The 26,919-nt window shown below is 58.9% G+C and carries 26 protein-coding genes, 4 tRNA genes and 1 riboswitch; of the genes, 21 read left to right on the top strand and 9 right to left on the bottom strand.

Features of this window, described 5'->3' with window-relative positions; translation table 11 throughout:
* Positions 1 to 246: 246 nt before the first annotated feature.
* From K0P33_RS24920 to astE, 7 genes are all read left to right on the top strand, one after another.
* Positions 247 to 1,467 carry an aspartate aminotransferase family protein gene (locus K0P33_RS24920; protein WP_094950492.1) on the top strand — a complete coding sequence of 407 codons (1,221 nt, stop codon included), beginning with the start codon at positions 247 to 249 and terminating at the stop codon, positions 1,465 to 1,467.
* Between the two features lie 257 nt (positions 1,468 to 1,724).
* Positions 1,725 to 2,744, top strand: coding sequence for an arginine/ornithine succinyltransferase subunit alpha (aruF, locus tag K0P33_RS24915; RefSeq protein ID WP_242152108.1), 1,020 nt, complete (start codon positions 1,725 to 1,727; stop codon positions 2,742 to 2,744).
* 48 nt (positions 2,745 to 2,792) lie between these two features.
* Complete coding sequence (astA, locus tag K0P33_RS24910; protein ID WP_242152105.1) at positions 2,793 to 3,818, top strand: arginine N-succinyltransferase; 1,026 nt, start codon at positions 2,793 to 2,795, stop codon at positions 3,816 to 3,818.
* Entirely contained in the window at positions 3,815 to 5,284 is a 1,470-nt protein-coding gene (gene astD, locus K0P33_RS24905; RefSeq protein ID WP_242156115.1) for a succinylglutamate-semialdehyde dehydrogenase, read from the top strand. The genes astA and astD overlap by 4 nt, the downstream gene beginning before the upstream one ends.
* 173 nt (positions 5,285 to 5,457) lie before the next feature.
* Positions 5,458 to 6,804, top strand: a complete 1,347-nt coding sequence (gene astB, locus K0P33_RS24900; RefSeq protein ID WP_094950498.1) for an N-succinylarginine dihydrolase — start codon at positions 5,458 to 5,460, stop codon at positions 6,802 to 6,804.
* A gap of 23 nt (positions 6,805 to 6,827) precedes the next feature.
* Positions 6,828 to 7,118 (top strand): hypothetical protein, encoded by a 291-nt coding sequence (locus tag K0P33_RS24895; RefSeq protein WP_003214319.1) that lies wholly within the window; start codon positions 6,828 to 6,830, stop codon positions 7,116 to 7,118.
* Positions 7,119 to 7,129: 11 nt separating this feature from the next.
* Positions 7,130 to 8,134: a succinylglutamate desuccinylase gene (gene astE / locus K0P33_RS24890; RefSeq protein WP_242152102.1), complete on the top strand. Its 1,005-nt coding sequence runs from the start codon at positions 7,130 to 7,132 to the stop codon at positions 8,132 to 8,134.
* Positions 8,135 to 8,296: 162 nt separating this feature from the next.
* Here astE and K0P33_RS24885 read toward each other — a convergent pair whose 3' ends face one another.
* Positions 8,297 to 8,806 carry a 6,7-dimethyl-8-ribityllumazine synthase gene (locus K0P33_RS24885; RefSeq protein ID WP_032879834.1) on the bottom strand — a complete coding sequence of 170 codons (510 nt, stop codon included), beginning with the start codon at positions 8,804 to 8,806 and terminating at the stop codon, positions 8,297 to 8,299.
* A 113-nt stretch (positions 8,807 to 8,919) separates the two neighbouring features.
* Positions 8,920 to 9,089: riboswitch (FMN riboswitch) on the bottom strand.
* A 191-nt stretch (positions 9,090 to 9,280) separates the two neighbouring features.
* Here K0P33_RS24885 and ltaE point away from each other — a divergent pair.
* The 8 genes from ltaE (at position 9,281) to mgtE (ending at position 17,021) form a co-directional block, all read left to right on the top strand.
* Entirely contained in the window at positions 9,281 to 10,285 is a 1,005-nt protein-coding gene (gene ltaE, locus K0P33_RS24880) for a low-specificity L-threonine aldolase (RefSeq protein ID WP_242152099.1), read from the top strand.
* Positions 10,286 to 10,431: 146 nt separating this feature from the next.
* Positions 10,432 to 13,050 (top strand): alanine--tRNA ligase, encoded by a 2,619-nt coding sequence (gene alaS / locus K0P33_RS24875; RefSeq protein ID WP_242152097.1) that lies wholly within the window; start codon positions 10,432 to 10,434, stop codon positions 13,048 to 13,050.
* Between the two features lie 97 nt (positions 13,051 to 13,147).
* On the top strand, positions 13,148 to 14,389 hold the full coding sequence (locus K0P33_RS24870; RefSeq protein ID WP_094950502.1) for an aspartate kinase: 1,242 nt from the start codon (positions 13,148 to 13,150) through the stop codon (positions 14,387 to 14,389).
* Between the two features lie 175 nt (positions 14,390 to 14,564).
* Positions 14,565 to 14,753 (top strand): carbon storage regulator CsrA, encoded by a 189-nt coding sequence (csrA, locus tag K0P33_RS24865; protein WP_003175645.1) that lies wholly within the window; start codon positions 14,565 to 14,567, stop codon positions 14,751 to 14,753.
* A gap of 62 nt (positions 14,754 to 14,815) precedes the next feature.
* Positions 14,816 to 14,906 (top strand) — tRNA-Ser (locus K0P33_RS24860).
* Positions 14,907 to 15,014: 108 nt separating this feature from the next.
* Positions 15,015 to 15,091: transfer RNA gene (locus K0P33_RS24855), tRNA-Arg, on the top strand.
* A gap of 72 nt (positions 15,092 to 15,163) precedes the next feature.
* Positions 15,164 to 15,240: transfer RNA gene (locus K0P33_RS24850), tRNA-Arg, on the top strand.
* A gap of 338 nt (positions 15,241 to 15,578) precedes the next feature.
* Positions 15,579 to 17,021: a magnesium transporter gene (gene mgtE / locus K0P33_RS24845; RefSeq protein ID WP_094950503.1), complete on the top strand. Its 1,443-nt coding sequence runs from the start codon at positions 15,579 to 15,581 to the stop codon at positions 17,019 to 17,021.
* Positions 17,022 to 17,123: 102 nt separating this feature from the next.
* Here the strand turns inward: mgtE and K0P33_RS24840 are convergent, their stop codons facing one another.
* The 3 genes from K0P33_RS24840 to K0P33_RS24830 all read right to left on the bottom strand — a co-directional run bounded on the left by K0P33_RS24840 (position 17,124) and on the right by K0P33_RS24830 (position 18,258).
* A complete protein-coding gene (locus K0P33_RS24840) occupies positions 17,124 to 17,450 on the bottom strand; it encodes an Arc family DNA-binding protein (protein ID WP_003193592.1) in 327 nt (108 codons plus the stop codon).
* 393 nt (positions 17,451 to 17,843) lie between these two features.
* Positions 17,844 to 18,023 carry a PA3371 family protein gene (locus K0P33_RS24835; RefSeq protein WP_094950504.1) on the bottom strand — a complete coding sequence of 60 codons (180 nt, stop codon included), beginning with the start codon at positions 18,021 to 18,023 and terminating at the stop codon, positions 17,844 to 17,846.
* A 10-nt stretch (positions 18,024 to 18,033) separates the two neighbouring features.
* The gene (locus K0P33_RS24830) at positions 18,034 to 18,258 is read right to left on the bottom strand and encodes a hypothetical protein (protein ID WP_094950505.1); all 225 of its coding nucleotides are present in this window, start codon (positions 18,256 to 18,258) and stop codon (positions 18,034 to 18,036) included.
* 323 nt (positions 18,259 to 18,581) lie between these two features.
* Here K0P33_RS24830 and K0P33_RS24825 point away from each other — a divergent pair.
* Positions 18,582 to 18,658 (top strand) — tRNA-Arg (locus K0P33_RS24825).
* 276 nt (positions 18,659 to 18,934) lie between these two features.
* Positions 18,935 to 20,320 carry an MFS transporter gene (locus K0P33_RS24820; RefSeq protein ID WP_094950513.1) on the top strand — a complete coding sequence of 462 codons (1,386 nt, stop codon included), beginning with the start codon at positions 18,935 to 18,937 and terminating at the stop codon, positions 20,318 to 20,320.
* Between the two features lie 61 nt (positions 20,321 to 20,381).
* Here K0P33_RS24820 and K0P33_RS24815 read toward each other — a convergent pair whose 3' ends face one another.
* The 4 genes from K0P33_RS24815 to flgA all read right to left on the bottom strand — a co-directional run bounded on the left by K0P33_RS24815 (position 20,382) and on the right by flgA (position 22,974).
* Positions 20,382 to 21,131: a flagellar brake protein gene (locus K0P33_RS24815; protein WP_094950514.1), complete on the bottom strand. Its 750-nt coding sequence runs from the start codon at positions 21,129 to 21,131 to the stop codon at positions 20,382 to 20,384.
* Positions 21,132 to 21,227: 96 nt separating this feature from the next.
* Entirely contained in the window at positions 21,228 to 21,698 is a 471-nt protein-coding gene (locus K0P33_RS24810; RefSeq protein ID WP_094950515.1) for a flagellar protein FlgN, read from the bottom strand.
* Positions 21,699 to 21,746: 48 nt separating this feature from the next.
* On the bottom strand, positions 21,747 to 22,073 hold the full coding sequence (gene flgM / locus K0P33_RS24805; protein WP_094950516.1) for a flagellar biosynthesis anti-sigma factor FlgM: 327 nt from the start codon (positions 22,071 to 22,073) through the stop codon (positions 21,747 to 21,749).
* A 142-nt stretch (positions 22,074 to 22,215) separates the two neighbouring features.
* On the bottom strand, positions 22,216 to 22,974 hold the full coding sequence (gene flgA / locus K0P33_RS24800; protein ID WP_094950517.1) for a flagellar basal body P-ring formation chaperone FlgA: 759 nt from the start codon (positions 22,972 to 22,974) through the stop codon (positions 22,216 to 22,218).
* A gap of 80 nt (positions 22,975 to 23,054) precedes the next feature.
* On the opposite strand from flgA, the gene K0P33_RS24795 reads away from it, so the two are divergent.
* Positions 23,055 to 23,987 (top strand): chemotaxis protein CheV, encoded by a 933-nt coding sequence (locus tag K0P33_RS24795; protein ID WP_094950518.1) that lies wholly within the window; start codon positions 23,055 to 23,057, stop codon positions 23,985 to 23,987.
* 44 nt (positions 23,988 to 24,031) lie between these two features.
* Positions 24,032 to 24,859 carry a protein-glutamate O-methyltransferase CheR gene (gene cheR, locus K0P33_RS24790; RefSeq protein ID WP_094950519.1) on the top strand — a complete coding sequence of 276 codons (828 nt, stop codon included), beginning with the start codon at positions 24,032 to 24,034 and terminating at the stop codon, positions 24,857 to 24,859.
* An 89-nt stretch (positions 24,860 to 24,948) separates the two neighbouring features.
* Here cheR and K0P33_RS24785 read toward each other — a convergent pair whose 3' ends face one another.
* Positions 24,949 to 25,737: a hypothetical protein gene (locus K0P33_RS24785; protein WP_094950520.1), complete on the bottom strand. Its 789-nt coding sequence runs from the start codon at positions 25,735 to 25,737 to the stop codon at positions 24,949 to 24,951.
* A 318-nt stretch (positions 25,738 to 26,055) separates the two neighbouring features.
* Here K0P33_RS24785 and flgB point away from each other — a divergent pair, with 318 nt between their 5' ends.
* Both flgB and flgC read left to right on the top strand, forming a co-directional pair.
* On the top strand, positions 26,056 to 26,463 hold the full coding sequence (gene flgB, locus K0P33_RS24780) for a flagellar basal body rod protein FlgB (RefSeq protein WP_016973699.1): 408 nt from the start codon (positions 26,056 to 26,058) through the stop codon (positions 26,461 to 26,463).
* Between the two features lie 3 nt (positions 26,464 to 26,466).
* On the top strand, positions 26,467 to 26,910 hold the full coding sequence (gene flgC / locus K0P33_RS24775; protein WP_016973698.1) for a flagellar basal body rod protein FlgC: 444 nt from the start codon (positions 26,467 to 26,469) through the stop codon (positions 26,908 to 26,910).
* The last annotated feature ends 9 nt before the right edge of the window (positions 26,911 to 26,919 follow it).

The raw sequence follows: 26,919 nt of genomic DNA, 5'->3' as shown, positions 1-26,919 counted from the left end.
GGCGCTACAGGTTTATCGCAATCGACAGGGGTTGATCTGATCCCGGCGCGTTGTGCCGAAACATCCGCCGCTGGTTTACACTGCGCCATTGCGACGCAATATGTCGCATTGCCGTAAACCCGCGTAAAACCGGGGTTGGCGCTATAAGAAGTTGTCGCTTGGCGACAAGGTGGCGCTGAAAACTGTCCTTACAATCCCTGCATCGCCCGCCAGTTCCAGGCAGGCGTTCCTCTTCAGGAGACTCCGATGTCCGTTGAGCAAGCCCCGGTGCAACGTGCCGATTTCGACCAGGTCATGGTTCCCAACTATGCACCTGCCGCCTTTATCCCCGTGCGTGGCGCAGGTTCGCGCGTCTGGGACCAGGCCGGCCGCGAGCTGATCGACTTTGCCGGCGGCATCGCGGTTAACGTATTGGGCCACGCGCACCCGGCGCTGGTCGGTGCGCTGACCGAGCAGGCCAACAAGCTGTGGCACGTTTCCAACGTCTTCACCAATGAGCCGGCCCTGCGCCTGGCACATAAGCTGATCGACGCCACCTTTGCCGAGCGCGTGTTCTTCTGCAACTCCGGCGCCGAAGCCAACGAGGCCGCGTTCAAGCTGGCTCGTCGTGTGGCGTTCGACCGTTTCGGTACTGAGAAGTACGAGATCATCGCCGCGCTGAACAGTTTCCACGGCCGTACCCTGTTCACCGTCAACGTCGGTGGCCAGTCGAAGTACTCCGACGGTTTCGGGCCTAAAATCACCGGCATTACGCACGTTCCTTACAACGACCTGGACGCGCTGAAAGCCGCCGTGTCGGACAAGACCTGCGCCGTGGTGCTGGAACCGATTCAGGGCGAAGGCGGCGTGTTGCCGGCCGAGCTGGCTTACCTGCAAGGTGCCCGCGAGCTGTGCGACGCCAACAACGCGCTGCTGGTGTTCGACGAAGTGCAAACCGGCATGGGCCGCAGCGGCCACCTGTTCGCTTACCAGCACTACGGCGTGGTGCCGGACATACTCACCAGCGCCAAGAGCCTGGGCGGCGGTTTCCCGATTGCCGCCATGCTCACCCGTGAAGACCTGGCCAAGCACTTGGTGGTCGGCACCCACGGCACCACCTACGGCGGTAACCCGCTGGCGTGCGCGGTGGCAGAAGCGGTGATCGACGTGATCAATACCCCAGAAGTGCTGGCCGGCGTGAATGCCAAGCACGACCTGTTCAAGGCGCGCCTGGAACAGATCGGCGAGAAGTACGGCATCTTCACCCAAGTGCGCGGCATGGGCCTGCTGATTGGTTGCGTGCTCAGCGATGCGTTCAAAGGCAAGGCCAAGGACGTGTTCAACGCGGCCGAGAAAGAAAACCTGATGATCCTGCAAGCCGGCCCCGACGTGGTGCGTTTCGCCCCGAGCCTGGTGGTGGAAGAGGCGGACATCCAGGAAGGCCTGGACCGTTTTGAACGTGCTGTGAAGACGTTGACGCAAGCCTGATTGACCGTTCGGCGCCTGAGTGATCGGGCGTCGAGCAAAAATTCTATATGCCGGACCGAATCAAATGTGGGCGCCAATTTCTGTGGAAGCTGGCTTGCCTGCGATGCAGACAACTCGGTGCATTTGTTAAACCGAGTTGATGCTATCGCAGGCAAGCCAGCGCCCACAAAAGACTCCCCACATTGGATCTGTGTGAGCCCAGATCCTGTGTCCGGCATTTTTCCCTCTGTGAGTTTTTCGAGTTAAGGAGTGACACCATGCTGGTGATGCGCCCCGCGCAAATGGCTGATCTGGGCGAGGTACAGCGTCTGGCTGCGGACAGCCCGATTGGTGTCACCTCCTTGCCGGATGATGTGGAACGCCTAAGCGACAAGATCGCCGCCAGCGAAGCGTCCTTCGCGGCCGAGGTCAGTTTCAACGGTGAAGAAAGTTATTTCTTCGTGCTCGAAGACACCTCAACCGGCAAGCTCGTCGGCTGCTCGGCCATTGTGGCCTCGGCCGGTTACTCGGAGCCGTTCTACAGCTTTCGTAACGAAACCTTCGTGCACGCCTCCCGCGAGCTGAAGATCCACAACAAGATCCACGTGCTTTCCCAGTGCCACGACCTCACCGGCAACAGCCTGCTCACCAGCTTCTATGTGGAGCCTGCGCTGGTCGGTTCGCCGTGGTCGGAACTCAACTCCCGTGGCCGCCTGTTGTTCGTCGCCAGCCACCCCGAGCGCTTTGCCGACTCGGTGGTGACCGAGATTGTCGGCTACAGCGACGAGAACGGTGATTCGCCGTTCTGGGACGCCATCGGCCGCAATTTCTTCGACCTCAACTACGCCGCCGCCGAACGGCTGTGCGGGCTGAAAAGCCGCACGTTCCTCGCCGAACTGATGCCGCATTACCCGATCTACGTGCCGCTGCTGCCGGACGAAGCCCAGGAAGCCATGGGCCAGGTACACCCGCGTGCGCAGATCACCTTCGACATCCTGATGCGTGAAGGTTTTGAAACTGATCATTACATCGACATCTTCGACGGCGGCCCAACGCTGCATGCACGGGTCTCGGGCATTCGCTCGATTGCCCAGAGCCGCGTGGTGCCGGTGAAGATCGGCGAGATGGTCAAGGGTGCCGGCCGTCAGTACCTGGTAAGCAATGCGCAGTTGCAGGATTACCGCGCGGTGATGCTGGACCTGGACTACGCACCCGGCAAACCGGTGACGTTGGACCTGGAAACGGCCGAAGCCCTGGGTGTTGGCGAAGGTGCCAGTGTGCGCCTGGTTGCTGTTTAAAAAAGAGTTTCGCGGGTGGCTGCAAAGCGGCCCGTTTGAGGAGATAGCATGATCGTTCGTCCCGTACGCAGCAGCGATTTACCGGCCCTGATTGATCTGGCGCGCAGCACCGGCACCGGCCTCACCACCTTGCCGGCCAACGAAGAGCGCCTGACCCACCGAGTGGGCTGGGCCGAGAAAACCTTTCGCGGCGAAGCCGGGCGCGGCGATGCCGACTACCTGTTCGTGCTGGAGAACGACGAAGGCAGTGTGGTGGGTATTTCTGCCATTGCCGGTGCCGTCGGCCTGCGCGAGCCTTGGTACAACTTTCGGGTCGGGCTGACCGTCAGCGCCTCCCAGGAGCTGAATATCTACCGCGAGATTCCGACGCTGTTTTTGGCCAACGACCTCACCGGTAATTCCGAGCTGTGCTCGCTGTTCCTGCACGCCGATTACCGCAACGGCCTCAATGGCCGCATGCTGGCCAAGGCGCGCATGTTGTTTATCGCGGAATTCCCGCAGCTGTTCGGCAACAAGATCATTGCCGAGATGCGCGGCGTGTCCAACGAGGCCGGGCGTTCGCCGTTCTGGGAAAGCCTGGGCCGGCACTTCTTCAAGATGGAATTCAGCCAGGCCGACTACCTCACCGGTGTGGGCAACAAGGCCTTTATCGCCGAGCTGATGCCCAAGTTTCCGCTGTACAGCTGCTTCCTGTCTGAAGACGCGCGCAATGTGATCGGCAAGGTGCACCCGGATACCGAGCCGGCGCTGAGCATGCTCAAGAGCGAAGGGTTCAGCTATCAAGGCTATGTCGATATTTTCGATGCTGGCCCGGCGGTGGAGTGTGAGACCAGTAAAATCCGTGCGGTGCGCGACAGCCAGTCGCTGGTGTTGGCCATCGGCACGCCGGGGGACGACGCCACGCCGTTCCTGATTCATAACCGCAAGCGCGAGGAGTGCCGCATCACGGCCGCTCCGGCCCGGCTGGCGGCAGGCACCTTGGTGGTCGATCAGCAGACCGCCAAACGCCTGCAACTGGTGGTGGGTGATCAAGTGCGTGCTGTTGCGTTGTCTGCTGCTCGGGAGTCGAAATAATGAATTCGCTGTATATCGCAGGTAGCTGGCTGGCTGGCCAGGGTGAACTGTTTGAATCGCGCAACCCCGTCACCCAGCACGTGCTGTGGGCCGGCAATGGCGCCACTGCCGAACAGGTCGAGTCGGCGGTGCAGGCCGCGCGCCAAGCGTTCCCCGGCTGGGCCCGGCGCCCGCTGGAAGAGCGCATCAGCGTGTTGGAAACCTTCGCCGCCACGCTGAAAAGCCGCGCCGATGAAATCGCCCGCTGCATCGGTGAAGAAACCGGCAAGCCGCAGTGGGAGTCGGCCACCGAAGTCACCAGCATGGCCAACAAGATCGCGATCTCGGTGCAAAGCTACCGCGAACGTACCGGCGAGAAGAGCGGCCCGCTGGGCGACGCCACTGCCGTGTTGCGCCACAAGCCCCACGGTGTGGTGGCGGTGTTCGGCCCTTACAACTTCCCGGGCCACTTGCCGAACGGGCATATTGTCCCGGCATTGCTGGCGGGCAATACCGTGCTGTTCAAGCCGAGCGAGCTGACCCCTAAAGTCGCCGAGCTGACCGTGCAGTGCTGGATCGAAGCCGGTTTGCCGGCGGGCGTGTTGAACCTGCTGCAAGGCGCGCGCGAAACCGGTATTGCCCTGGCGGCCAACCCAGGTATCGACGGGTTGTTCTTCACTGGTTCCAGCCGCACCGGCAATCACTTGCACCAGCAATTCTCCGGGCGCCCGGACAAGATCCTCGCGCTGGAAATGGGCGGCAACAACCCACTGGTGGTCGACGAAGTGGCCGACGTGGATGCGGCGGTCTACACCATCATCCAGTCAGCGTTCATTTCTGCCGGCCAGCGTTGCACCTGTGCGCGTCGCTTGCTGGTGCCGGAAGGCGCCTGGGGCGATGCGTTGCTGGCGCGCCTGGTGGCGGTGAGCGCGACGATTGCAGTCGGTGCGTTCGACCAGCAGCCGGCGCCGTTCATGGGCTCGGTGATTTCCCTCGGTGCGGCGAAAGCCTTGATGGACGCCCAGCAATTGATGTTGGCCAATGGCGCCGTGGCGCTGCTGGAAATGACCCAGCCCCAGGATCAGGCCGCGTTGCTGACCCCAGGCATTATCGATGTGACCGGCGTGACCGAGCGCGAAGATGAAGAGCTGTTCGGCCCGCTGTTGCAGGTGATCCGCTACGCTGATTTTGCCGCGGCCATCGCTGAGGCCAACAACACCCAGTACGGTTTGGCCGCGGGTTTGTTGTCCGATTCCGAATCGCGCTACCAGCAGTTCTGGCTGGAAAGCCGCGCCGGCATCGTCAACTGGAACAAACAGCTGACCGGCGCCGCCAGTACTGCGCCGTTCGGTGGGGTAGGGGCCTCGGGCAACCACCGCGCGAGTGCTTATTACGCGGCGGATTATTGCGCGTACCCGGTGGCCTCGCTTGAGACCCCGAGCTTGGTGGTCCCCGCAACGCTGACCCCAGGTATAACGCTGAAGTGAAGGTGACACTGATCTAATGTGGGCGCTGGCGTGCCTACGATGGCATCACCTCGGTCCAGCTGAAAGACCGAGTCGTCTGCATCGCAGGCACGCCAGCTCCCGCACTTGATCGGGTTACAGATAGAGATCTGCACTAGATGCCTATAAAAACAGATGTTCGTGGAGCCTCGCCGATGAAATCCTATGAAGTCAATTTTGACGGTCTAGTGGGGCCGACCCATAACTACGGCGGTTTGTCCTACGGCAACGTCGCGTCCCAGAGCAACAGCCAGCAGTCTTCGAACCCGAAGGAAGCGGCGTTGCAGGGCCTGCAAAAAATGAAAGCGCTGATGGACATGGGCTTTGTGCAAGGCGTGCTGGCACCGCAGGAACGTCCTGACGTAGCCGCCCTGCGCAACCTCGGCTTCAGCGGCAGCGATGCCCAAGTCATCCAGCAAGCCGCCAAGCAAGCCATGCCGCTGCTGGTCGCCAGCTGCTCGGCGTCGAGCATGTGGGTGGCCAACGCCGCCACGGTCAGCCCGAGCGCCGACACGGCGGATGGTCGCGTGCATTTCACTGCCGCCAACCTCAACTGCAAATACCACCGCAGCATCGAGCACCCGACCACCAGCCGCGTGCTGGGGGCGATGTTTGCCAATGGCAAACACTTCGCCCACCACGCCGCATTGCCGGCGGTGGCGCAGTTCGGCGACGAAGGCGCGGCCAACCACACGCGTTTCTGCCGTGACTATGGCGAGGCGGGCGTCGAGTTCTTCGTGTTCGGCCGCAGTGCGTTCGACACCCGTTACCCGGCGCCGCAGAAATACCCGGCGCGCCAGACCCTTGAAGCCTCCCAAGCCGTCGCGCGCTTGCACGGCTTGAAGGACGACGGCGTGGTCTACGCCCAGCAGAACCCATCAGTGATCGATGCCGGTGTGTTCCACAACGACGTGATTGCGGTGGGCAACGGCGAGGTGCTGTTCTATCACGAGGACGCCTTCCTCAACACCGAGCAGATGCTCGCTGAGTTGCACGGCAAGTTGGGCAAGCTGGGCGGCAACTTCCAGTCGGTGTGCGTGCCGCGCGCCCAGGTCAGCGTCGAGGACGCAGTGCGTTCCTACTTGTTCAACAGCCAGTTGCTGACCCGCGCCGACGGCTCGATGCTGCTGATCGTGCCGGAAGAATGCCGTGCCAACGAGCGCGTCTGGCAGTACCTGCAAGGCCTGACAGCGTCCGGCGGGCTGATCCGCGAAGTAAAGGTGTTCGACCTCAAGCAAAGCATGCAGAACGGCGGTGGCCCGGCGTGCCTGCGCTTGCGCGTAGCGTTGAACGAAACGGAACTGGCGGCGGTGAATCCAGGCGTTATCATGACGGCGCCGTTGTACGACACGCTGACCCAATGGGTCGACAAGCACTACCGCGACAGCCTGCGCGAAAGCGACCTGGCTGACCCGCAATTGCTGCTTGAGTGCCGGACGGCACTGGATGAACTGACGCAAATCCTTAAACTGGGCTCGGTTTATCCTTTCCAGATCAATTAATTCCGCACGGCTGAGAACTATTTATGACCACCGACACCCTGAAACTGATCCTTGAAGACACCGACGGCACCCAGCTGGAAACCTCCTGCACCCGCGTCGCCGTGGTCTGGCAGGGCAAAGAGATCTGGATCCAGCACGACGGCCGCGGCCAACTGCTGATCGGTGTAGACGTGGAAGAAGGCGACGCCGAGTACGCCAACCTGCTGATGCGCCCACTGGCCACCAACCTGATGAGCCTGCAGCTGGAAATGGAACCGGCTGATGTCGAAGGTGATGACGACGATCACGTCCACGGCCCTGGCTGCAACCACTAAGGAAGCTGCTTATGCTCGCCCTCGGCAAACTGCTTGAACTGACCCTCGCCGGTCGCGAACCGGCGCAAAAAATTCAACTGACTGTCGACGGCGTGCAGATGCGCTGGCTCAGCGAGGGCGCGCTCGAAGTGCGCCCGCCTGAAGCGAAGGACAACGGCGGCGACCTGCTGCTGTCGTCCGGCATCCATGGCAACGAAACGGCGCCGATCGAACTGCTCGATCGCCTGTTGCATGGCATCGCCCGTGGGGAGATTAAACCCCGCTCCCGTATTCTGTTCCTGTTCGGCAACCCCGAGGCCATGCGCCGCGGCGAGCGTTACCTCGAATTGGACGTCAACCGGCTGTTCAACGGCCGCCATGAACAAAACATCGGCCCGGAGGCCATGCGCGCCGCCGAGCTTGAGCAACTGGCCCGCACCTTCTTCAGCCTGCCTGGCCGTTCGCGCCTGCATTACGACCTGCACACCGCCATTCGCGGCTCGAAGATCGAGCAGTTCGCCCTGTACCCGTGGAAGGAAGGCCGCCAGCACTCACGCCACGAACTGGCGCGCCTGTGCGCCGCCGGCATGCAAGCGGTGCTGTTGCAGAATAAGACCTCGATCACCTTCACCGCGTTTACCTACGAACAACTGGAGGCCGAAGCCTTCACGTTGGAATTGGGCAAGGCGCGGCCGTTCGGGCATAACCAGGGCGTGGATGTTTCCCGCCTGGAGGCGCGCCTCAAGCACATCATCGAAGGCTCTGAGCCTGCGACCGAGAGCCTGGATGGCCTGCAGCTGTTTGCCGTGTCGCGTGAAGTGATCAAGCACAGTGATGCGTTCTTGCTGCACCTGCCGGCGGATGTGGAAAACTTTTCGCCATTGGCCAAGGGCTATCTGCTGGCTGAAGACGTGGCCAAGACGCGTTGGGTGATCGAAGAGGAGGGCGCGCGCATCATCTTTCCCAACCCTAAGGTGAAGAATGGTTTGCGTGCTGGGATATTGATTGTGCCGACCACGGATGCTGGCCTGGCATAAATCTCAAGGCTTGATCGGATCCAACTGTGGGGGCGGGCTTGTGTAAGAGCTGGCTTGCCTGCGATAGCATCACCGCGGTGTGACTGACACACCGAGGTGACTGCATCGCGGGCAAGCCCGACTCCCACACAAGCCCCTCCCACATTTTTTTTGCGGTGTTGCTTAAACCGCTACAGCGCGCGGTTCACTGCGACGGATAGCGCGGACCTTGTGCAGCGTATCGGCGCAGGTGCGTGCAGCTTCCTGGCCCTTGTGCACAAAGTGCTCGTAGAAGAACGTGGTGTGCTCGCTGCCGGCGTGGAAGTGATGCGGGGTCAGGGACACCGAGAACACCGGCACTTCGGTTTCCAACTGCACCTGCATCAGGCCGCTGACCACCGATTGGGCGACGAATTCGTGGCGGTAGATGCCGCCGTCCACCACCAGCGCGGCGGCAACGATACCGGCGTAACGGCCGGTCTTAGCCAGCAGCTTGGCGTGCAGGGGCAGTTCAAAGGCGCCGCCGACTTCGAAGAAGTCGATGTCCGATTCCTGGTAGCCCTGGGCGATCATTTCGGCGAGGAAGCCTTTACGCGATTGGTCGACAATATCCTTGTGCCAGCAGGCCTGGATAAACGCGACACGCTCGCCGTGATGGTTTTTGCTTTTGCTGTCGATTGCGGTGGGTTGCATGTTCTGACTCCTGTTTAAGAAAAAAACAGGGCGTTATGAATCGAATGGGATTTAAGGGTACGAAGCGCTGCGTCATGCAAGCATGAACCCGGCGCGCGGCCCTTAGGTGCCAATCCCGTTCTCTCTTCATCCGGACTATGACCGTCGGCCCCGGGATCACACCGGGTCTGCTGACCTTGTCGCCGTCCTGCGTGAGCAGTTCGAGGCGCCAAGCGCTCGCGGGCTATGCACATTGCGTGCAATTACCGCCGGTGGGGAATTGCACCCCGCCCTGAGAACGTTGCCGCCAGAACCCTGGTGGCGGAGAGTTTTTAACATGGTTTTTCAAAAACTGCACGATTGCCGCATCGATAACCTATATCGGTTTGTTTGGTTGGTATTCGATTGAAGTAACGTGGGGCTTGATATTGCGTGGCTTTGCCCGCAGTAATCATCCATAAAAGGAACTTATTTAACCCATTAGAGGCTTGTTTCATGTCTGTGATCGACCTGCGTAGCGACACCGTGACCCAACCCACCTCCGGCATGCGTGACGCGATGGCCAGTGCCGCCAGCGGCGACGACGTCTACGGCGAAGACCCGAGCGTCAACCACCTGGAGGCCGAACTGGCCAAGCGCTTGGGGTTCGAGGCGGCGTTGTTCGTGCCCACCGGCACCATGAGCAACCTGTTGGCGTTGATGGCTCACTGTGAGCGCGGCGAGGAGTACATCGTCGGGCAGCAGGCTCATACCTACAAATACGAAGGCGGTGGCGCGGCGGTGCTGGGCTCGATCCAGCCGCAGCCGCTGGAAGTACAGGCTGACGGCTCGCTGGATCTGGACCACGTGCTGGCAGCGATCAAACCCGACGATTTCCACTTCGCCCGCACCCGTCTGCTGGCGTTGGAAAACACCATGCAGGGCAAAGTGTTGCCGCTGGAATACTTGGCGAAGGCGCGTGCGTTTACCCGTGAGCATGGCCTGTCTTTGCACTTGGATGGCGCGCGAATCTACAACGCGGCGGTCAAGCTTGGGGTGGATGCGCGGGAAATCGCCCAGCATTTCGACTCGGTGTCGGTGTGCCTGTCCAAAGGCCTGGGTGCGCCGATCGGCTCAGTGTTGTGCGGCTCGGCGGCGTTGATCGCCAAGGCGCGTCGCCTGCGCAAGATGGTCGGTGGCGGTATGCGCCAGGCCGGCTCCCTGGCGGCGGCGGGGCTGTATGCGTTGGATCACCAGGTGCAGCGCCTGGCCGATGACCACGCCAATGCGCAGTGGCTGGGCGATGCGTTGCGCAAAGCCGGCTTTGAGGTGGAACCGGTCCAGACCAACATGGTGTATGTGCAGGTCGGTGATCGGGCGCAGGCCTTGAAGGCATTTGCTGCTGAGCGCGGCATCAAGCTGAGCGCCGCGCCGCGTCTGCGCATGGTCACGCATCTGGATGTCAGCCGGGCGCAGATTGAGCACGTCGTGCAGGCATTTGTCGATTTTTCGCAGAAATGACCGTGCCCGCCGTCTAATTGAGCGCTTCTATCGTATAAACACGCTGTACCACCGGCAAAGGGCCGATATAATGCGGCCCTTTGCCGTCGCTCCGTCTGATGATGTTGCGCACTGGCCTTTGGCCGCAGCCTCCGTGGAAGAACCTAATGAAAAGCGCAGAAATCCGTGAAGCCTTCCTTCGCTTCTTCGAAGAGCAAGGCCACACCCGTGTAGCCTCCAGCTCCTTGATCCCAGGCAATGACCCAACCCTGCTGTTCACTAACGCGGGGATGAACCAGTTCAAGGACTGCTTCCTGGGCCAGGAAAAGCGCGCGTATACCCGCGCGACCAGCAGCCAGAAGTGCGTACGCGCCGGGGGCAAGAACAGCGACCTGGAAAACGTCGGCTACACCGCTCGCCACCACACTTTTTTCGAGATGCTGGGTAACTTCAGCTTCGGCGACTATTTCAAGAAAGATGCGATTACGTTCGCCTGGACCTTCCTGACTGGCGTGCTGAAGCTGCCGAAAGAAAAGCTCTGGGTCACCGTCTACGCGACGGACGACGAAGCGTATGACATCTGGACCAAAGAAATCGGCGTTCCAGCTGAGCGCATGATTCGCATCGGCGACAACAAGGGCGCCCCTTACGCCTCCGATAACTTCTGGACCATGGGCGATACCGGCCCGTGCGGCCCGTGCACCGAGATTTTCTACGATCACGGCGCCGACATCTGGGGCGGCCCACCGGGCTCGCCGGAAGAAGATGGCGACCGTTACATCGAAATCTGGAACAACGTGTTCATGCAATTCAACCGCACCGCCGATGGCGTGTTGCATCCGCTGCCGGCACCGTCGGTTGACACCGGCATGGGCCTGGAGCGGATCAGTGCGGTGATGCAGCACGTTCACTCCAACTACGAAATCGACCTGTTCACCAACCTGTTGAGCGCGTCTGCCGCAGCCATTGGTTGCGCCAACGAAGGCCAGTCTTCGCTCAAGGTGGTGTCGGACCATATCCGTTCCTGTGGCTTCCTGATCGCCGACGGCGTACTGCCGTCGAACGAAGGCCGTGGCTATGTGTTGCGCCGTATCATTCGTCGCGCCTGCCGTCACGGTAACAAGCTGGGCGCTACCGGTAGCTTCTTCTACAAAATCGTTGCCGCGCTGGTGGCCGAGATGGGCGATGCCTTTCCGGAACTCAAGCAGCAGCAGGCCAACATCGAGCGTGTGCTCAAGGCTGAAGAAGAGCAGTTCTCCAAGACCCTGGAGCACGGCTTGAAGATTCTCGAGCAGGACCTGGCTGAGCTCAAAGGCACTGTGGTGCCGGGCGACGTGGTGTTCAAGCTGTATGACACCTACGGTTTCCCGATGGACCTGACCGCCGACATCGCCCGTGAGCGCGAGCTGACCGTCGATGAGGCGGGTTTTGAGCGTGAGATGGAAGCCCAGCGTGTACGCGCGCGTTCCGCCAGCTCCTTTGGTCTGGACTACAACACCCTGGTCAAAGTTGATGTGCCGACCGCGTTCACCGGTTATCAGGCCACGGCAGGCTCGGCCAAGATCGTGGCTATCTATAAAGATGGCAAGTCGGTTGACGTGTTGAGCGAAGGCGAAGAGGCGGTGGTGGTGCTTGACCAGACGCCGTTCTACGCCGAGTCCGGTGGCCAGGTGGGTGATTGCGGCTTCCTGAGCTCGACGTCCGGTCGTTTTGAAGTGCGCGACACCACCAAGACCGGCGGTGCGTTCCTGCACCACGGTGTGTTGGTGTTGGGTAACCTGACGGTCGGCGCGCCAGTCGACACGCAGGTTGATGCCGACGTGCGGCATGCAACTGCTTTGAACCATTCTGCCACTCACTTGCTGCACGCCGCGTTGCGTCAGGTGTTGGGTGAGCACGTGCAGCAGAAGGGTTCGTTGGTCGATAGCCAGCGCCTGCGCTTTGACTTCAGCCACTTTGAAGCGATCAAGCCTGAACAGATCAAGGCGCTGGAAGAGATCGTCAACGCTGAAATCCGCAAGAACACCCCGGTGGAAACCGAAGAAACCGATATCGAAACCGCCAAGAACAAAGGCGCCATGGCGCTGTTTGGCGAGAAGTACGGCGACGAAGTGCGTGTACTGAGCATGGGCGGCAGCTTCTCGGTGGAGCTGTGTGGCGGTATCCATGCCAACCGTACCGGCGACATCGGCCTGCTGAAAATCATCAGCGAAGGCGGTGTGGCCTCCGGCGTACGTCGTATTGAAGCGGTTACTGGTGCTGCGGCCCTGGCCTACCTCAATGCGGGCGAAGAACAACTCAAGGAAGCGGCCGGCCTGGTCAAGGGCAGTCGCGACAACCTGATCGACAAGCTGTCCGCCGTACTGGAACGCAACCGCGCGCTGGAGAAACAGCTGGAGCAGTTGCAGGCCAAGGCAGCCAGCGCGGCGGGCGACGATCTGTCGGCCTCGGCGCTGGACGTCAAGGGCGTGAAAGTCCTGGCCGTACGCCTGGACGGTCAGGACGGCAAGGCGCTGTTGGCCTTGGTCGATCAGTTGAAGAACAAGCTCGGCCGCGCAGTGATCCTGCTCGGCGGTGTCCATGAGGAAAAGGTCGTTCTGGTTGCCGGTGTAACCAAAGACCTGACTGGCCAACTCAAGGCCGGTGATTTAATGAAGCAAGCCGCTGCGGCAGTGGGCGGGAAGGGCGGTGGTCGTCCGGACATGGCGCAAGGCGGTGGTGTAGACGCCGGCAGCCTGGACGCGGCCCTGGCCCTGACCGTGCCGTTTGTCGAAGCCGGTATTTAAGGCGCTATGGCTGAGCCCGTGGTCTAGTCATGGGCTCGTTCGGTTGCTGGAATATTTGTTTATTGGGCGCCCCTTTACGGGCTGAGGCGGCTTAGAAATGGCTTTGATCGTACAGAAATTTGGAGGCACCTCGGTCGGCTCTGTCGAAAGAATCGAGCAGGTCGCCGACAAGGTTAAGAAATTCCGCGACGCCGGCGACGACTTGGTGGTGGTGCTGTCAGCCATGAGCGGGGAGACCAATCGCCTGATCGATCTGGCCAAGGCTATCAGCGGTGATCAACAGCCGCTGCCGCGTGAGTTGGATGTGATCGTGTCCACTGGCGAGCAGGTGACTATCGCCTTGCTGGCTATGGCGCTGAATAAGCGCGGTGTGCCGGCAGTGTCCTACACTGGCAGTCAGGTGCGCATCCTCACCGATAGCGCACATACCAAGGCGCGCATCCTGCAGATTGATGATCAGAAAATTCGTACTGATCTCAAGGCTGGGCGCGTGGTAGTTGTAGCAGGCTTCCAGGGTGTGGACGAACACGGCAACATCACTACCCTTGGGCGTGGTGGTTCGGACACCACCGGTGTGGCGCTGGCAGCGGCCCTCAAGGCGGATGAATGCCAGATCTATACCGATGTGGACGGCGTGTACACCACCGATCCGCGTGTGGTGTCCGTGGCTCAGCGCCTGGACAAGATCACCTTTGAAGAGATGCTGGAAATGGCCAGCCTCGGTTCCAAGGTGTTGCAGATCCGCGCGGTGGAGTTCGCCGGCAAGTACAACGTTCCGCTGCGCGTATTGCACAGCTTCAAAGAGGGTCCGGGCACCCTCATTACTATTGATGAAGAGGAATCCATGGAACAGCCGATCATTTCCGGCATCGCTTTCAATCGCGATGAAGCCAAGCTGACGATCCGTGGCGTGCCGGATACCCCGGGCGTGGCCTTCAAGATCCTCGGCCCTATCAGCGGTGCGAACATTGAAGTCGACATGATCGTGCAGAACGTTTCGCACGATAACACCACCGATTTCACCTTCACCGTGCACCGTAACGAGTACGATGCGGCGGAACGGATCCTGCAGAACACCGCGAGCGAGATCGGCGCCCGTGAAGTGGTCGGCGATACCAAGATTACCAAGGTGTCGATCGTGGGTGTGGGCATGCGTTCCCATGCCGGCGTTGCCAGCCGCATGTTCGAGGCGCTGGCCAAGGAAAGCATCAACATCCAGATGATCTCCACGTCGGAAATCAAAGTCTCGGTGGTGATCGAAGAGAAGTACCTGGAACTGGCTGTACGCTCGCTGCATACCGCTTTTGAGCTGGATGCTCCGGCCCGACCGGGCGAGTGATGCGATGCCAGGAAGGCGCGGCTTACCGCGCCTTTCATTTTTTTGCCGGGCGCATGTTCTTTTTGGTGCGCTCGACAATACTTAGGCGAGTAGGGCTGTGACCTTTGGGTTGCAGTTCGAAGGCCTTTTTTTTGCAGACTGTTGTTCCTGAACTGAAATGCGTGAGGAGAAAGGTATGCTGATTCTGACTCGTCGTTGCGCAGAAAGCCTGATTATCGGTGATGGCGAAATCACCGTGACCGTGCTCGGCGTCAAAGGCAATCAAGTACGTATAGGGGTTAACGCTCCGAAAGAGGTAGCGGTCCACCGCGAGGAAATCTACCTGCGGATCAAGAAAGAGAAGGACGAAGAACCAAGCCTTTAATTTTTATCGTTTTTTATGTTTGCAAACGGGGATGAACGTGGTTAATATACGCCCCGTGTTGCGGAGAGCTGGCCGAGTGGCCGAAGGCGCTCCCCTGCTAAGGGAGTACACCTCAAAAGGGTGTCGGGGGTTCGAATCCCCCGTTCTCCGCCATTATTTGCTTAGTACGTTGCAATCTGGTTTTTTCGGTAAGTTGTTGAAATTGCTCGAAAAAATAGCTTTACATAGAGATTGAACGGCCTATAATGCGCGGCAACAAATGCACTCGTAGCTCAGCTGGATAGAGTACTCGGCTACGAACCGAGCGGTCACAGGTTCGAATCCTGTCGAGTGCACCATTTAAGAGTCAGTTGCAGCGATGCAGGTGACTCGGCTTCAACCAGTTGTGATCTGGTCTAAAAACACAATATGCACTCGTAGCTCAGCTGGATAGAGTACTCGGCTACGAACCGAGCGGTCACAGGTTCGAATCCTGTCGAGTGCACCATACAAACAAAAAGCCCGCCTAGTGCGGGCTTTTTGCCGTCTGGGGTTTGTGTAGGGTTTCATCTTTTTCTCCAGCGCCATGTGTTTTCCTTTCAGCCTGCGTCGTCGCAGTTCTATATGCAGCCGATGTTCAGCTTTGGCTCGCAAGCGCTTGTTCTTTCCAGTTTTTTAACGTTTAAAACGGACGCAAGGTGTATCATTGCGCCCGTCAGCCCCGCCGGGGCTTGTGGAATACCTCCATGGACTTACCCAGTAGTTACTCAGTACCCCGTTTTTCCAATCATGAATTGACTGATTGATCCTTCCGGCGTGCCCCGCTGCTGGGAGTGGAGTTCGCCTATGACCGAAGTAGAAGTAAAGAAAACACAAGACAGCCTGCAGGATCGTTTGGCTCAAGTTATCGAGCTGCTGCAGCGCCAGCGCGTGGTCGAAGACCTCACGCACCGCCAGGAAGGTCCGCATCACGACCGCGTCGAAAACCTGGTGCACCGGCAAAACCTCGTCGAGTTGCAGCGCAAGCTCGACGACCTGCACTCCGCCGACGTCGCCTATATCCTCGAAGCCTTGCCGCTGAATGATCGACTGACCCTTTGGCAGTTGGTCAAGGCTGACCGCGATGGCGACATCCTGCTCGAAGTATCCGACTCGGTCCGTGAAACCCTGATCGCCGACATGGACGATCACGAGCTCCTCGCTGCGGCCAGGGAAATGGACGCCGACGAGTTGGCCGACTTGGCCCCCGAGCTGCCCCGTGATGTTGTCCATGAGCTGATGGAGGCTCTCGACAGCCAGCAGCGTGAGCGTGTGCGTTCAGCGCTGTCGTACGATGAGGATCAGGTCGGCGCGTTGATGGACTTCGAGATGGTCACCATCCGCGAAGACGTCAGCTTGGAAGTGGTATTGCGTTACCTGCGCCGCCTCAAAGAATTGCCCGGTCACACCGACAAGCTGTTCGTGGTCGACTACGAAGGCATTCTCAAGGGCGTGTTGCCGATCAAGCGTTTGCTGGTGAATGATCCTGACAAGAAAGTTGCGGATCTGATGGCCAGCGATACCGTGAGTTTTCACCCGGATGAAGACGCCTATGAGGCGGCGCAGGCGTTTGAGCGTTATGACTTGATCTCGGCGCCGGTGGTCGACAAGAACGGCAAGCTGATCGGCCGTTTGACCATCGATGAAATGGTCGACTTGATCCGTGAAGAGAGTGAAACCGAAGTCCTCAACATGGCGGGTCTGCGTGAAGAGGAAGATATTTTTGCGTCGGTCTGGCGTTCCCTGCATAACCGCTGGGCGTGGCTTGCGATCAACCTGATCACCGCCTTCATAGCTTCACGTGTGATCGGGCTGTTTGAAGGCTCCATCGAGAAGCTGGTGGCCCTCGCAGCGCTGATGCCGATTGTGGCCGGTATCGGCGGCAACTCCGGTAATCAAACCATCACCATGATCGTGCGCGCGATGGCGCTGGATCAGGTGAGTACCGCTAATTCCTCGCGCCTGCTGCGCAAAGAGTTGGCCGTGGGCCTTATCAACGGCCTGGTGTGGGGTGGTGTGATCGGTGTGGTCGCCTATTTGCTCTATGGCAGTTGGTCACTGGGCGTCGTGATGACGGCCGCCATGACCCTCAACCTGCTATTGGCGGCGCTGATGGGGGTGCTGATCCCCATGACCCTGGCGCGCCTTGGGCGCGACCCGGCGATGGGCGCCAGTGTGATGATCACCGCCATGACCGACAGTGGTGGCTTCTTCATCTTCCTGGGCTTGGCGACGATCTTCCTGCTCTGATCCCTTCCCGCGGGAGCAAATCTGCTCCCGCTTTGCTTCTTCTGCTCAAATCCCAGGCAAAAAAAAGCCAGCACAGGGCTGGCTTCGGCTTTCAGTTGCAGATCAATTGGCTTCTGCGGCCGCCTCAACGTCGTGCGCAATAAGCGAGACGAGAGCATTTTGCTGGCGGTGGGAGAGCTGACGAAAACGCTGCAGCAGTTCGCGTTCGTGCAGTGACAGCTCTGGGCTGTCCAGGCGCATGCTCAACTCTTCTCCCAGCGCACCTTCCTGAATGAGGCTTTGTTCGAGGCGCGCGATGATTTCGGAGTTCATGCTGCGGTGATGATTGCGAGCCACCTCGGCAATGCGTTCCCGCATTCCGTCTGGCAGACGTACGACGAACTTGTCAGCCGTACGGCTGGAATAAATTGCCTGTTTCAATGGGCGCATATATTTAACCGGTTAGTTCAGGGGAGCGGTTTTTGGAATTGGCCGCAAGATGAGTGTTAAGACAAGGCTCACGACCAAAGTTCAACCCGAATTGCAAAGAGGCCGCATCATGCCTCAGATTTGACATTTCCTTGGCGTCAATTCTGTGACAAATATTGAACCGCCTAAAGGCTTTATGCCAGCACTCATTTGCATTTTTGCGGACTGGTTTGAAAACTTTTCAACGAGTGATTCCGCGACGGAACTTCTCGTAAGTCCAGGCCACGACAGGGTTTGAGGCCGCACATCCTATAGCAATATGGCCTTTTGCCCTCGCATTTAAGACTAGTGGCAATTTGCCGATTTGCTAGGGCGTTGCGACATAAGGTAGGAAGGGGTGACGCGAGGAGGTTCTTAGCGCAGCACAGGATCGAACTTGATACGGCGCCCAACGATCAGCGTCAGAACCAGCAAACCAGCGAAGACGCCGGCGGCTATGAGGGCTGTTGTTTGGCCGTCTTGAGAGGGTGTGCTCAGGCCAAATAGGCCGGCTGCCAGGGTCAGGCACAGGAATAACCAGGCGGGTTTCGTCATAAAGGTTTCCTCAGAAAACCCAGTGTTCAGAGACGGGGGCTGCCTGAGTGTCTTGGGCCACACGAATTGGCGACTGCACAGTGGGGTTCATCACCGCCAATTGCGGACGCTGTTGCAGGTGGTGAGGCACCGGCTGGCTGATTTGCGCGACGTCATCTTGGGTTGCTTGAAAATGGAACATGACCAGTGCAGCCAGGGCCACAGCGTTGAGGCTTAACAGTAGGGCGCTGTTCATGTTCTTGTTCTCCGCAGTGGCTGGGCCGAATGGTTTTGTAGGATAAGTACTGCAGGTCCCGTGCCAATCTTTTATATCAATAAAAACAATAAGTTAGGTGTTATTTTTAGTCATGCTACGTTGCAATTTGCAATGCGGCTATTTTGCAGGAGTGCAATTTGCACGATAGCGCCAAGTGCCCGGGTTTACTCGGCGAAACTGTAATCCCCACGACAAGGATCGGCCTACACTCAAAAAGCCAACGGACGACATGACAAAACCGACCTCGGCCGTTAACATGCACGCCGTCCGTCGCTGCGCTTCTTGCCCGATGGCTGTCATTTGTCCCAGTAGCTCAATTGGATAGAGCATCCCCCTCCTAAGGGGAAGGTTGGCCGTTCGAACCGGCCCTGGGACACCAGATTCAACGCTGAAAAGCCCCGTACAGATTGCTCTGGCGGGGCTTTTTTGTGGGTGCTCGTCAAACACCGGTCGAACCTTGCCGGCGATCGGTGTTCACAGCAGGTGCGCGATGTATTTATCGCCATCTTTGTACCTTGCACGCGGCCAGGCAACGTCTGAGCTATTAAGCAAAATATTCCCCGGATACCGATTTATCGCCTGTCCGGACCCGGCAACCCCGGACTATCATGCCGGTAGCCCTGTCACCCACTGCAAGGAGCCGCTCGGAACGCCGATGCGCCAAATCTGGAAATCTTTTCGAGCCCTTTATTTCGCCTCCTTGATGATGCTGATCGGCTCCGGCCTGCTCAGTACTTACCTGGCCCTGCGCCTCGCTGCCGACCATGTCGACAGCCTGTGGGTGGGTGCGCTGATGGCGGCCAACTACTTTGGCCTGGTGCTGGGCGGCAAGATCGGGCACCGCCTGATCGCCCGGGTCGGGCATATTCGCGCGTATGCCACCTGTGCCGGGATTGTCGGTGCGGCGGTGTTGGGCCATGGCCTGATCAACTGGCTGCCGGCCTGGATCGTGCTGCGGATGATCGTGGGCCTGGGGATGATGTGCCAGTACATGGTCATCGAAAGCTGGCTCAATGAGCAGGCGGACGCCAAGCAGCGTGGCGTGGTGTTCAGTGGCTATATGATCGCGTCCTATCTCGGCCTGGTACTGGGCCAGTTGATCCTAGTGATGCACCCCGAGCTCGGTCTCGAGTTGCTGATGCTGGTCGCCCTGTGTTTTGCGCTGTGCCTGGTGCCGGTAGCCATGACCCGGCGGATTCACCCGGCGCCCCTGCATCCTGCGCCGATGGAGCCGCGCTTCTTTATCAAACGTGTGCCGCAGTCACTGAGCACGGTGTTGGGCGCAGGGTTGATCGTCGGTTCGTTCTACGGTTTGGCGCCGCTCTATGCCTCGCAGCAAGGCCTGACCACCGAGCAAGTCGGTCTGTTTATGGGTAGCTGCATTTTTGCTGGGCTGTTGGTGCAGTGGCCGTTGGGTTGGTTATCGGACCGCTATGATCGAGCCTTGCTGATTCGTTGCTTTGCCTTGTGCCTGGCGGTGGCTGCATTGCCGTTGGCGGTGTTGACCAAAGTGCCTTTGGAAGTGCTGTTTGTGGCCGGGTTCCTGTGTTCCCTGGTGCAGTTCTGCCTGTATCCGCTGGCGGTGGCGTTTTCCAATGACCATGTTGAAGGCGATCGTCGGGTCTCGCTGACCGCCATGTTGCTGGTGACCTACGGCATCGGCGCAAGTATTGGGCCGCTGTTGGCTGGTGTGGTCATGAAGCTATTCGGCAGCCACATGCTGTATGCGTTTTTCAGCCTGTGTGCGTTGATCCTGGTGTGGCGTATCCGGCCGAAGGCGGTGACCAACCTGCATCAGGTGGACGATGCGCCGCTGCACCACGTGGCGATGCCCGACAGCATGTCCAGCTCGCCGCTGGTGGCGTGCCTGGACCCGCGAGTAGACGAAGCCGTGGTACAGGAGCAAATGCAGACCGTTGTCCCGGACCCAGAGCCTGAAGCTGATCCGCAACAACCGGCGGATGAGCCGGCTTTTGAAGGTCCGCCGGAGCCTCTGGGACCGGACGAGCATCCTCATGACTTGAGCAGGGCACGCCCCTGAAAGCAAAAACGGGCAGATCCCATCAGGATCTGCCCGTTTTTTTTGCCGCGACCTTTAAGGCTTAAAGGTCGTCGTCTTTGTCAAAGCGCCGCGCTTCACGCTGCAACTGGTACACAAACCGCTCCACCTGCCGTTGCACCAGGCCGCTCATGTTGTGGAAGCGCACACCGGCGAATGTGGTGTTGATCTTGTCTTCGAGGTGCAAGTAGCGCAGCTCGACGGAGGTGGTCATGCTGCCGAAGGGCAGGGCGGCGATAAAGCGATCGTAGACCTGGCCCAGTTGCAGGCGCTCGGAAATATCGCCCTCAAAGCGCAATTTGCAGCCGGTGGCGGAGATATCCAGCAACTTGCCGCTGATCGGCGCCTTGAGTTTCTCGCCACCCAGCTCGATGTTGACCAATTGCGCCAGCTTCAAGGCGGCGCGAAAAGCATTGCGACGCTGATGGTAGACCACTTCGTCGGGCATGCTGCCGGTGTAGATGCGATGGCCGTCTTTTTCGCTGATCGTCAGCGTGCCATTGCTTTCCCAGGCGACGCGTACGCCGTCATGAAAGCCTTCGATGCGGAACGGTTCGCCATTCTCAAGATAGCGTTCACCGTCGCGGGGGATCATTTCGTCCAGGGCCAGCGTCTTGCTGTCCCGGTCAACGTCCACCAAGTAGCTTTGGAAGCGCTGGCTGCGTTCGTGGAAAGTGATGATCAGCGGATCATGGCTTTCTTGCAGCATGCGCAACGTGCTGGCGATTTCCAGAGGCGTGGTGAGCACCTTGGGTGGCTGCGGGGCATCTTCCGCATTAAGGGCGTTGAACACGGTTCTTCCATCTCCAGACAAAATACGACTACACGCAAGAACCGGCATTTTGCCAGCATGTAGCGCGCCTTGGATAGGGCGCGCTGTAAACCAGTGTCAGGCCTGGCTGCGGGTGCTTGGCTTGACCAGGCGCGAGGTTGAGCCTTGGGCGTTGTAAAGGGCCGGAGGCTCTCCGCCGTGAAGTATGCGCAACTGGTTGGCGGTCGTGGCTTGCTGCAGCTGGATCGACTGACCGTTGAGCAGGTTGGCGTCCTGACACTCGGTGAGCAATTGGTTGAGTGCGGTGCTCTGCGCCAGCAACTGATCGCCGACTGAGGAGTGGCTAGCCAGTTGTGCGAGGCCGTCGTGATCAGCCGGTAGGCCGAGGCTGATGAGAATCTCGCTGCGCTTTTTGCCATGCTGCTCCAGCAGCACAATCAGCGACTGCTTGCGCGCCAGAATTTCTTCCAGCAAGCGCATGTCCCGGCCATAGAGTGCCAGGGATTCTTCTTTCAGCAGCTCGAGCAAATGTTGCGTCGGCGCCAGATCATCAATGATCAGTTCAAGCAAATGTTCGTCGTGGTGCATGGCTGGCCTTGGGTTTTAAGCGTCCAAAAGCCCTGCGCAGGCCTTTGCCTAGCGCTCGGCTTCGAAGTTAAGCAGCTTGCTGGCTACACGGTTGCTGTCGACTTTATAGCTGCCATCGGCGATTGCCTGTTTCAACTCGGCCACGCGGGCTTTATTGACAACCGGTTGGTCGCGCAGCGAGTCAGTGACCTTCTGCAACTGTTGAGCCTCATTGCTCAGGTGTACCGATTCCCCGCTTTGGCTGGCGCTGGCCTGTTCGGTCTTGGCGGCGGGCGCTGGCTGGGCCTTGGCTTCTACGCTGTCCTTGGCACCGCTGGTGCGCGTATTGCCGGGCAATGCCGGGGTGTTATTCAAACGACTGAAATCGATGACCATGATAAAAAAACCTCTGGGTATTTGGACGCTTGCCATGTTTTCGGCCATACCCGAACAAACTTTAGGCTCGAATGACAATAAACCTGTACAGGTCGACATCCAACGCACAGTGTAGGAAAACCTGACGCTTGATACCAGTGATCTATAAAGCTACCTCGACTTGGCCCGGCGCGGTAACTTGAGCCTTGATCACGCGATTGGAGTTGAGGTTCTTGACTCGTATCTGTTCGCTCATCCCTCCGTTGGACAGCGCTTCGCCTGGCATCTTTACCATCAGCCCGCCACTGCTGGCCGAAATCACCACTTGGTCACCCTTGCGAATCACTTCAGCCTGTTCCAGGTGGACGAGCGTTATCACCTGGTCGGTGACCATTGGTCGGGTAAGTTTTTGCCCGACGGCTTGGTCCACAGAGGTGAGGTAGCCCTGGCTGATCAGGCTTATGTCCCGTTCGCGCAGCGCAACGTCTTCAAAACCGATGATACCGGTGCGTTTGAGCGGGCGTGTGACGACCACTACATCGCGGAACAGCTTGACCTGGGCCGGTACGAATACGGTCCAGGGCGAAGCGCCGTCGCAACGCACTTTTACCGTCACGCGGCCGATGGGCTGGGCGGGGCTTTCCAGGGTGGCTGTCAATTCCTTGTCGCACATTGGCATGCGTAGGCGCGGGTCCAATTGGCTGACCTGGATTTCATAACGGCCAGGCGTCTGAGTGGTCGCCAAATAATCTTCTACAGTGAACTCAAGAAAGCCTTGAGTGACGCCGATAAGGAGATCAGGCAAGGTGACATTATCTGCACGGGCCGCCGTGCCCGAGCTCAAGGCGAGCAACGCCATCGTGACGCAGAGCAATCTGCGGTACCGTGGCAGGCGTCGGGAAACTGTCGTTTTAAAGTTCATAAATCAATAAATAGCAAAGCTCGTGCCGTTTTGTGTTGGGTACGCTTCGTACCTCTAGGTTTTAGCGTAGGAGTCTGGGCATGGCAGGAGTAATGGATTCAGTAAACCAGCGCACACAGCTGGTAGGGCAGAATCGCCTGGAGTTGTTGCTGTTCCGCCTCGATGGCAAGCAGCTGTATGGCATTAATGTGTTTAAAGTGCGGGAGGTGCTGCAGTGCCCCAAACTGACGATCATGCCCAAGTCCAGTCCGGTGGTATGTGGCGTGGCCAACATCCGTGGTGCGACCATCCCCATTCTTGATCTGGCCTTGGCCACCGGTTCTGCAGGTTTGCAGGACCGCCAGAGCCCGTTCGTGATCATTACCGAATACAACACCAAGACCCAGGGTTTCCTGGTGCGCTCGGTGGAACGCATCGTCAACATGAACTGGGAGGAGATCCATCCGCCGCCCAAGGGCACCGGCCGCGATCACTACCTCACGGCGGTGACGCGGGTCGATAACCAGTTGGTCGAAATCATCGACGTGGAGAAAATCCTCGCCGAAGTGGCGCCGACCTCGGAATCCATTTCGGTGGGTGTCGTCGACGCTGAGACGGCGCACAAGGCGATCTCGTTGCGCGTGCTGACCGTGGACGACTCCTCGGTCGCGCGCAAGCAGGTGAGCCGTTGCCTGCAAACCGTGGGTGTGGAAGTGGTGGCCCTCAACGATGGTCGCCAGGCCTTGGATTACCTGCGTAAGCTGGTGGATGAAGGCAAGAAGCCGGAAGAAGAATTCTTGATGATGATCTCCGACATCGAGATGCCGGAAATGGATGGCTACACGCTCACGGCCGAGATTCGCAACGATCCACGCATGCAAAAGTTGCATATCATCCTGCATACTTCGTTGTCGGGTGTATTCAATCAGGCGATGGTCAAGAAGGTCGGTGCTGATGACTTTCTGGCCAAATTCCGCCCTGATGACCTGGCATCCCGGGTAGTCGACCGGATCAAGGCAGCAGATCATGGCTAAGGGGCTTTTTCCCTGGCGGTCTTACGATTTTAGAGGCGGTATCAGTGTCTACGGGTAATTTGGATTTCGAACAGTTCCGGGTCTTCCTGGAAAAAGCCTGTGGCATATTGCTTGGTGAAAACAAGCAGTACCTGGTATCCAGTCGTCTCAACAAACTGATGGAGCAGCAGGGCATCAAGTCCCTGGGTGAGTTGGTGCAGCGCATCCAGGGCCAGCCGCGCAGCGGGCTAAAGGAAATGGTGGTGGATGCCATGACCACCAACGAAACCCTGTGGTTTCGCGACACCTACCCCTTCGAAGTGCTCAAGAACAAAGTGCTGCCGGAAGCCATCAAGGCCAGCCCGGGCCAGCGCCTGCGCATTTGGTCGGCCGCCTGTTCCTCAGGGCAGGAACCGTACTCGATCTCGATGTCCATCGACGAGTTCGAGCGCACCAACATGGGCCAACTGAAGGCTGGGGCGCAAATTGTCGCCACTGACTTGTCAGGCTCCATGCTCACCAACTGCAAGACCGGCGAGTACGACAGCCTGGCCCTGGGCCGTGGTTTGTCACCGGAACGCCTGCAACGTTTCTTCGACCCGAAAGGGGCCGGGCGTTGGGCGGTCAAGGCGCCGATCAAGAGCCGAGTGGAGTTTCGCTCGTTCAACCTGCTCGATAGCTATGCCAGTCTGGGCAAGTTCGACATGGTGTTTTGCCGCAACGTACTGATTTACTTCTCGGCTGAAGTGAAGAAAGACATCCTGTTGCGTATCCACGGTACGCTCAAGCGCGGTGGTTACCTGTTCCTCGGTGCATCCGAAGCACTGAATGGTCTGCCGGATCATTACCAAATGGTGCAGTGCAGTCCCGGTATCATTTACCAAGCCAAGTGATCGGCGCTGGAGCATAAAAAACGGGAGGCCCGCAAAGGCCTCCCGTTTTTTATGCGCTCAAAGTGTTGACGACACCTGGTCGTCGTCACTCAGGGCCTGAGCGTCATTCGGATATTTCCCAGGGAAAGACGATGAACACCGCTGGGAACCGCCTCATTGAAAATACCTAGCCGCCCGGCTGTGTCGGAGGCGGAGGCGGTGAAGGTTGCTCGCCCGGTTTGCGGCGAGGCTTGGGTAATGTTCTGGACATTGACGGTGCTTATCCGCAGACCGTTCATCGTCATATATAGGCTCGAACCATCGGAGGTTGGGCCGCCTCCAATCACATCAAAGCTGAAATCATACGTGCGCCCTGCAGTCACCTGCACGGGACGGGTAATGATATGGGAACGGGTTGCCTGGCTGTTGGGCACGTCAACGACCACGCTTGAATTGAGAACGTGCAGCAACCCGCCGGCGTAAGGCCCCTGGGGTACCCAGCCCTGGAAAGTGCCATTGCTGAAATCCCATATTGTGGTTGGAGTTGGCACGATGATGGGGAGTGAGTTGATACGCACTCTGGCGGTCGGCGCGGGGGTAATTAGCTGTCCGCGTCTTATCTGCAGCAGCAAACTTACAACCGTGCCCGTGCTGGCTTCAACAAAGGTTTTAGGTATCAGAATCTCGCGCCGGGGGGCGTTTTGGGCAACTGCAAAGCTTTGGTTGTACTCGCCGCCGAGGACGCTGCTGCTCAATGTCAGATAGATCATGTCGCCGGCTTGGACGGGGAAATCGAGCGTCAACTTGGCGCTGTCGCCGAGAATAAGCAGGGTGTTCAGATTCGGGATGGGGACCACTGAATCTTGTTCGTTAAATTTTGGAGGCGGAATGTTCAACATTTTTAACCTCTGCCAGGCACGGTGGGACGTCTGCTAATAAGGCATTCGAGGCGACGTACAGCGCAACTGTCAGAAATGACAGTGCAGACAAGTGGTCACTCAACAACCTCGACGTTCGCCTCTCACCGTTGCCGCCGCCAGTAAAGCGGCAACCGCCATTGCCGCTTTACTGGCGCCACGCGGAAGACCGTTGCCGCTTTTCTGGCATTGCCGCTGGCAAACATCCCGCAACCCCTTGAATTACGGGCCTTAAGGGAATTGGCATGCGCCTTGCTATAACCCAGATACGAAAAGCAGGTCAGCCTAAAGGTTTCCGCCATGAGCATCAGCTTCGATAAAGCGCTCGGTATCCACGAACAAGCCCTGGGCTTCCGCGCCCAGCGTGCTGAAGTCCTGGCCAACAACATTGCCAACGCCGATACCCCGAACTACAAAGCTCGGGACTTGGACTTCTCCGCCGTGCTCGCCGCACAGCAGGACAAGAACAAGAACGGCACCTTCGCCTTGAATATGACCAATAGCCGTCATATCGAAGCGCAAGGCCTGAGCAGTGGCGACGAGTCGCTGCTGTATCGCACGCCGATGCAGCCATCGATCGACCAGAACACCGTCGACGCCCAGCTGGAGCAATCGGCCTACGCCGAGAACTCGGTGAACTTCCAGGCCAGCTTCACCCTGCTCAACAGTAAATTCAAAGGGCTGATGTCAGCCCTGCGTGGAGAGTAAGCCATGTCTTTAGCCAGTGTTTTCAATATTGCCGGCAGTGGCATGAGCGCGCAGACCACGCGCCTGAACACCGTCGCCAGTAACATCGCCAACGCCGAGACCGTGTCTTCGAGCATTGACCAGACCTACCGCGCCCGTCACCCGGTGTTTGCCACCATGTTCCAGGGTGGCCAGAGCGGCGGTAGCGATTCACTGTTCCAGAACCAGGATGCGGCGGGCCAAGGCGTGCAGGTGCTTGGTGTGGTCGAAGACCAGAGCAACCTGGAAGCCCGTTATGAGCCTAACCATCCCGCCGCGAACGAAAAGGGTTATGTCTACTACCCCAACGTCAACGTGGTCGAGGAAATGGCCGACATGATTTCCGCCAGCCGCTCGTTCCAGACCAACGCGGAAATGATGAACACCGCCAAAACCATGATGCAGAAGGTCCTGACCCTGGGTCAGTGATAAGGGGCG

The organism is Pseudomonas sp. ArH3a (assembly GCF_022648765.1).
Taxonomy (GTDB): domain Bacteria; phylum Pseudomonadota; class Gammaproteobacteria; order Pseudomonadales; family Pseudomonadaceae; genus Aquipseudomonas.
This window is presented reverse-complemented; position numbering and strand designations above follow the sequence as displayed.

Coding starts and splice junctions, on each gene's coding strand:
- K0P33_RS24920 (WP_094950492.1), top strand. CDS start 247: ATGTCCGTTGAGCAAGCCCCGGTGCAACGTGCCGATTTCGACCAGGTC.
- flgM (WP_094950516.1), bottom strand. CDS start 22,073: ATGGTCATCGATTTCAGTCGTTTGAATAACACCCCGGCATTGCCCGGC.
- K0P33_RS24895 (WP_003214319.1), top strand. CDS start 6,828: ATGACCACCGACACCCTGAAACTGATCCTTGAAGACACCGACGGCACC.
- flgC (WP_016973698.1), top strand. CDS start 26,467: ATGTCTTTAGCCAGTGTTTTCAATATTGCCGGCAGTGGCATGAGCGCG.
- astA (WP_242152105.1), top strand. CDS start 2,793: ATGATCGTTCGTCCCGTACGCAGCAGCGATTTACCGGCCCTGATTGAT.
- flgB (WP_016973699.1), top strand. CDS start 26,056: ATGAGCATCAGCTTCGATAAAGCGCTCGGTATCCACGAACAAGCCCTG.
- alaS (WP_242152097.1), top strand. CDS start 10,432: ATGAAAAGCGCAGAAATCCGTGAAGCCTTCCTTCGCTTCTTCGAAGAG.
- astB (WP_094950498.1), top strand. CDS start 5,458: ATGAAATCCTATGAAGTCAATTTTGACGGTCTAGTGGGGCCGACCCAT.
- K0P33_RS24885 (WP_032879834.1), bottom strand. CDS start 8,806: ATGCAACCCACCGCAATCGACAGCAAAAGCAAAAACCATCACGGCGAG.
- aruF (WP_242152108.1), top strand. CDS start 1,725: ATGCTGGTGATGCGCCCCGCGCAAATGGCTGATCTGGGCGAGGTACAG.
- mgtE (WP_094950503.1), top strand. CDS start 15,579: ATGACCGAAGTAGAAGTAAAGAAAACACAAGACAGCCTGCAGGATCGT.
- K0P33_RS24835 (WP_094950504.1), bottom strand. CDS start 18,023: ATGACGAAACCCGCCTGGTTATTCCTGTGCCTGACCCTGGCAGCCGGC.
- K0P33_RS24785 (WP_094950520.1), bottom strand. CDS start 25,737: ATGTTGAACATTCCGCCTCCAAAATTTAACGAACAAGATTCAGTGGTC.
- csrA (WP_003175645.1), top strand. CDS start 14,565: ATGCTGATTCTGACTCGTCGTTGCGCAGAAAGCCTGATTATCGGTGAT.
- K0P33_RS24840 (WP_003193592.1), bottom strand. CDS start 17,450: ATGCGCCCATTGAAACAGGCAATTTATTCCAGCCGTACGGCTGACAAG.
- ltaE (WP_242152099.1), top strand. CDS start 9,281: ATGTCTGTGATCGACCTGCGTAGCGACACCGTGACCCAACCCACCTCC.
- K0P33_RS24795 (WP_094950518.1), top strand. CDS start 23,055: ATGGCAGGAGTAATGGATTCAGTAAACCAGCGCACACAGCTGGTAGGG.
- K0P33_RS24830 (WP_094950505.1), bottom strand. CDS start 18,258: ATGAACAGCGCCCTACTGTTAAGCCTCAACGCTGTGGCCCTGGCTGCA.
- astE (WP_242152102.1), top strand. CDS start 7,130: ATGCTCGCCCTCGGCAAACTGCTTGAACTGACCCTCGCCGGTCGCGAA.
- K0P33_RS24810 (WP_094950515.1), bottom strand. CDS start 21,698: ATGCACCACGACGAACATTTGCTTGAACTGATCATTGATGATCTGGCG.
- flgA (WP_094950517.1), bottom strand. CDS start 22,974: ATGAACTTTAAAACGACAGTTTCCCGACGCCTGCCACGGTACCGCAGA.
- K0P33_RS24820 (WP_094950513.1), top strand. CDS start 18,935: ATGCGCCAAATCTGGAAATCTTTTCGAGCCCTTTATTTCGCCTCCTTG.
- K0P33_RS24870 (WP_094950502.1), top strand. CDS start 13,148: ATGGCTTTGATCGTACAGAAATTTGGAGGCACCTCGGTCGGCTCTGTC.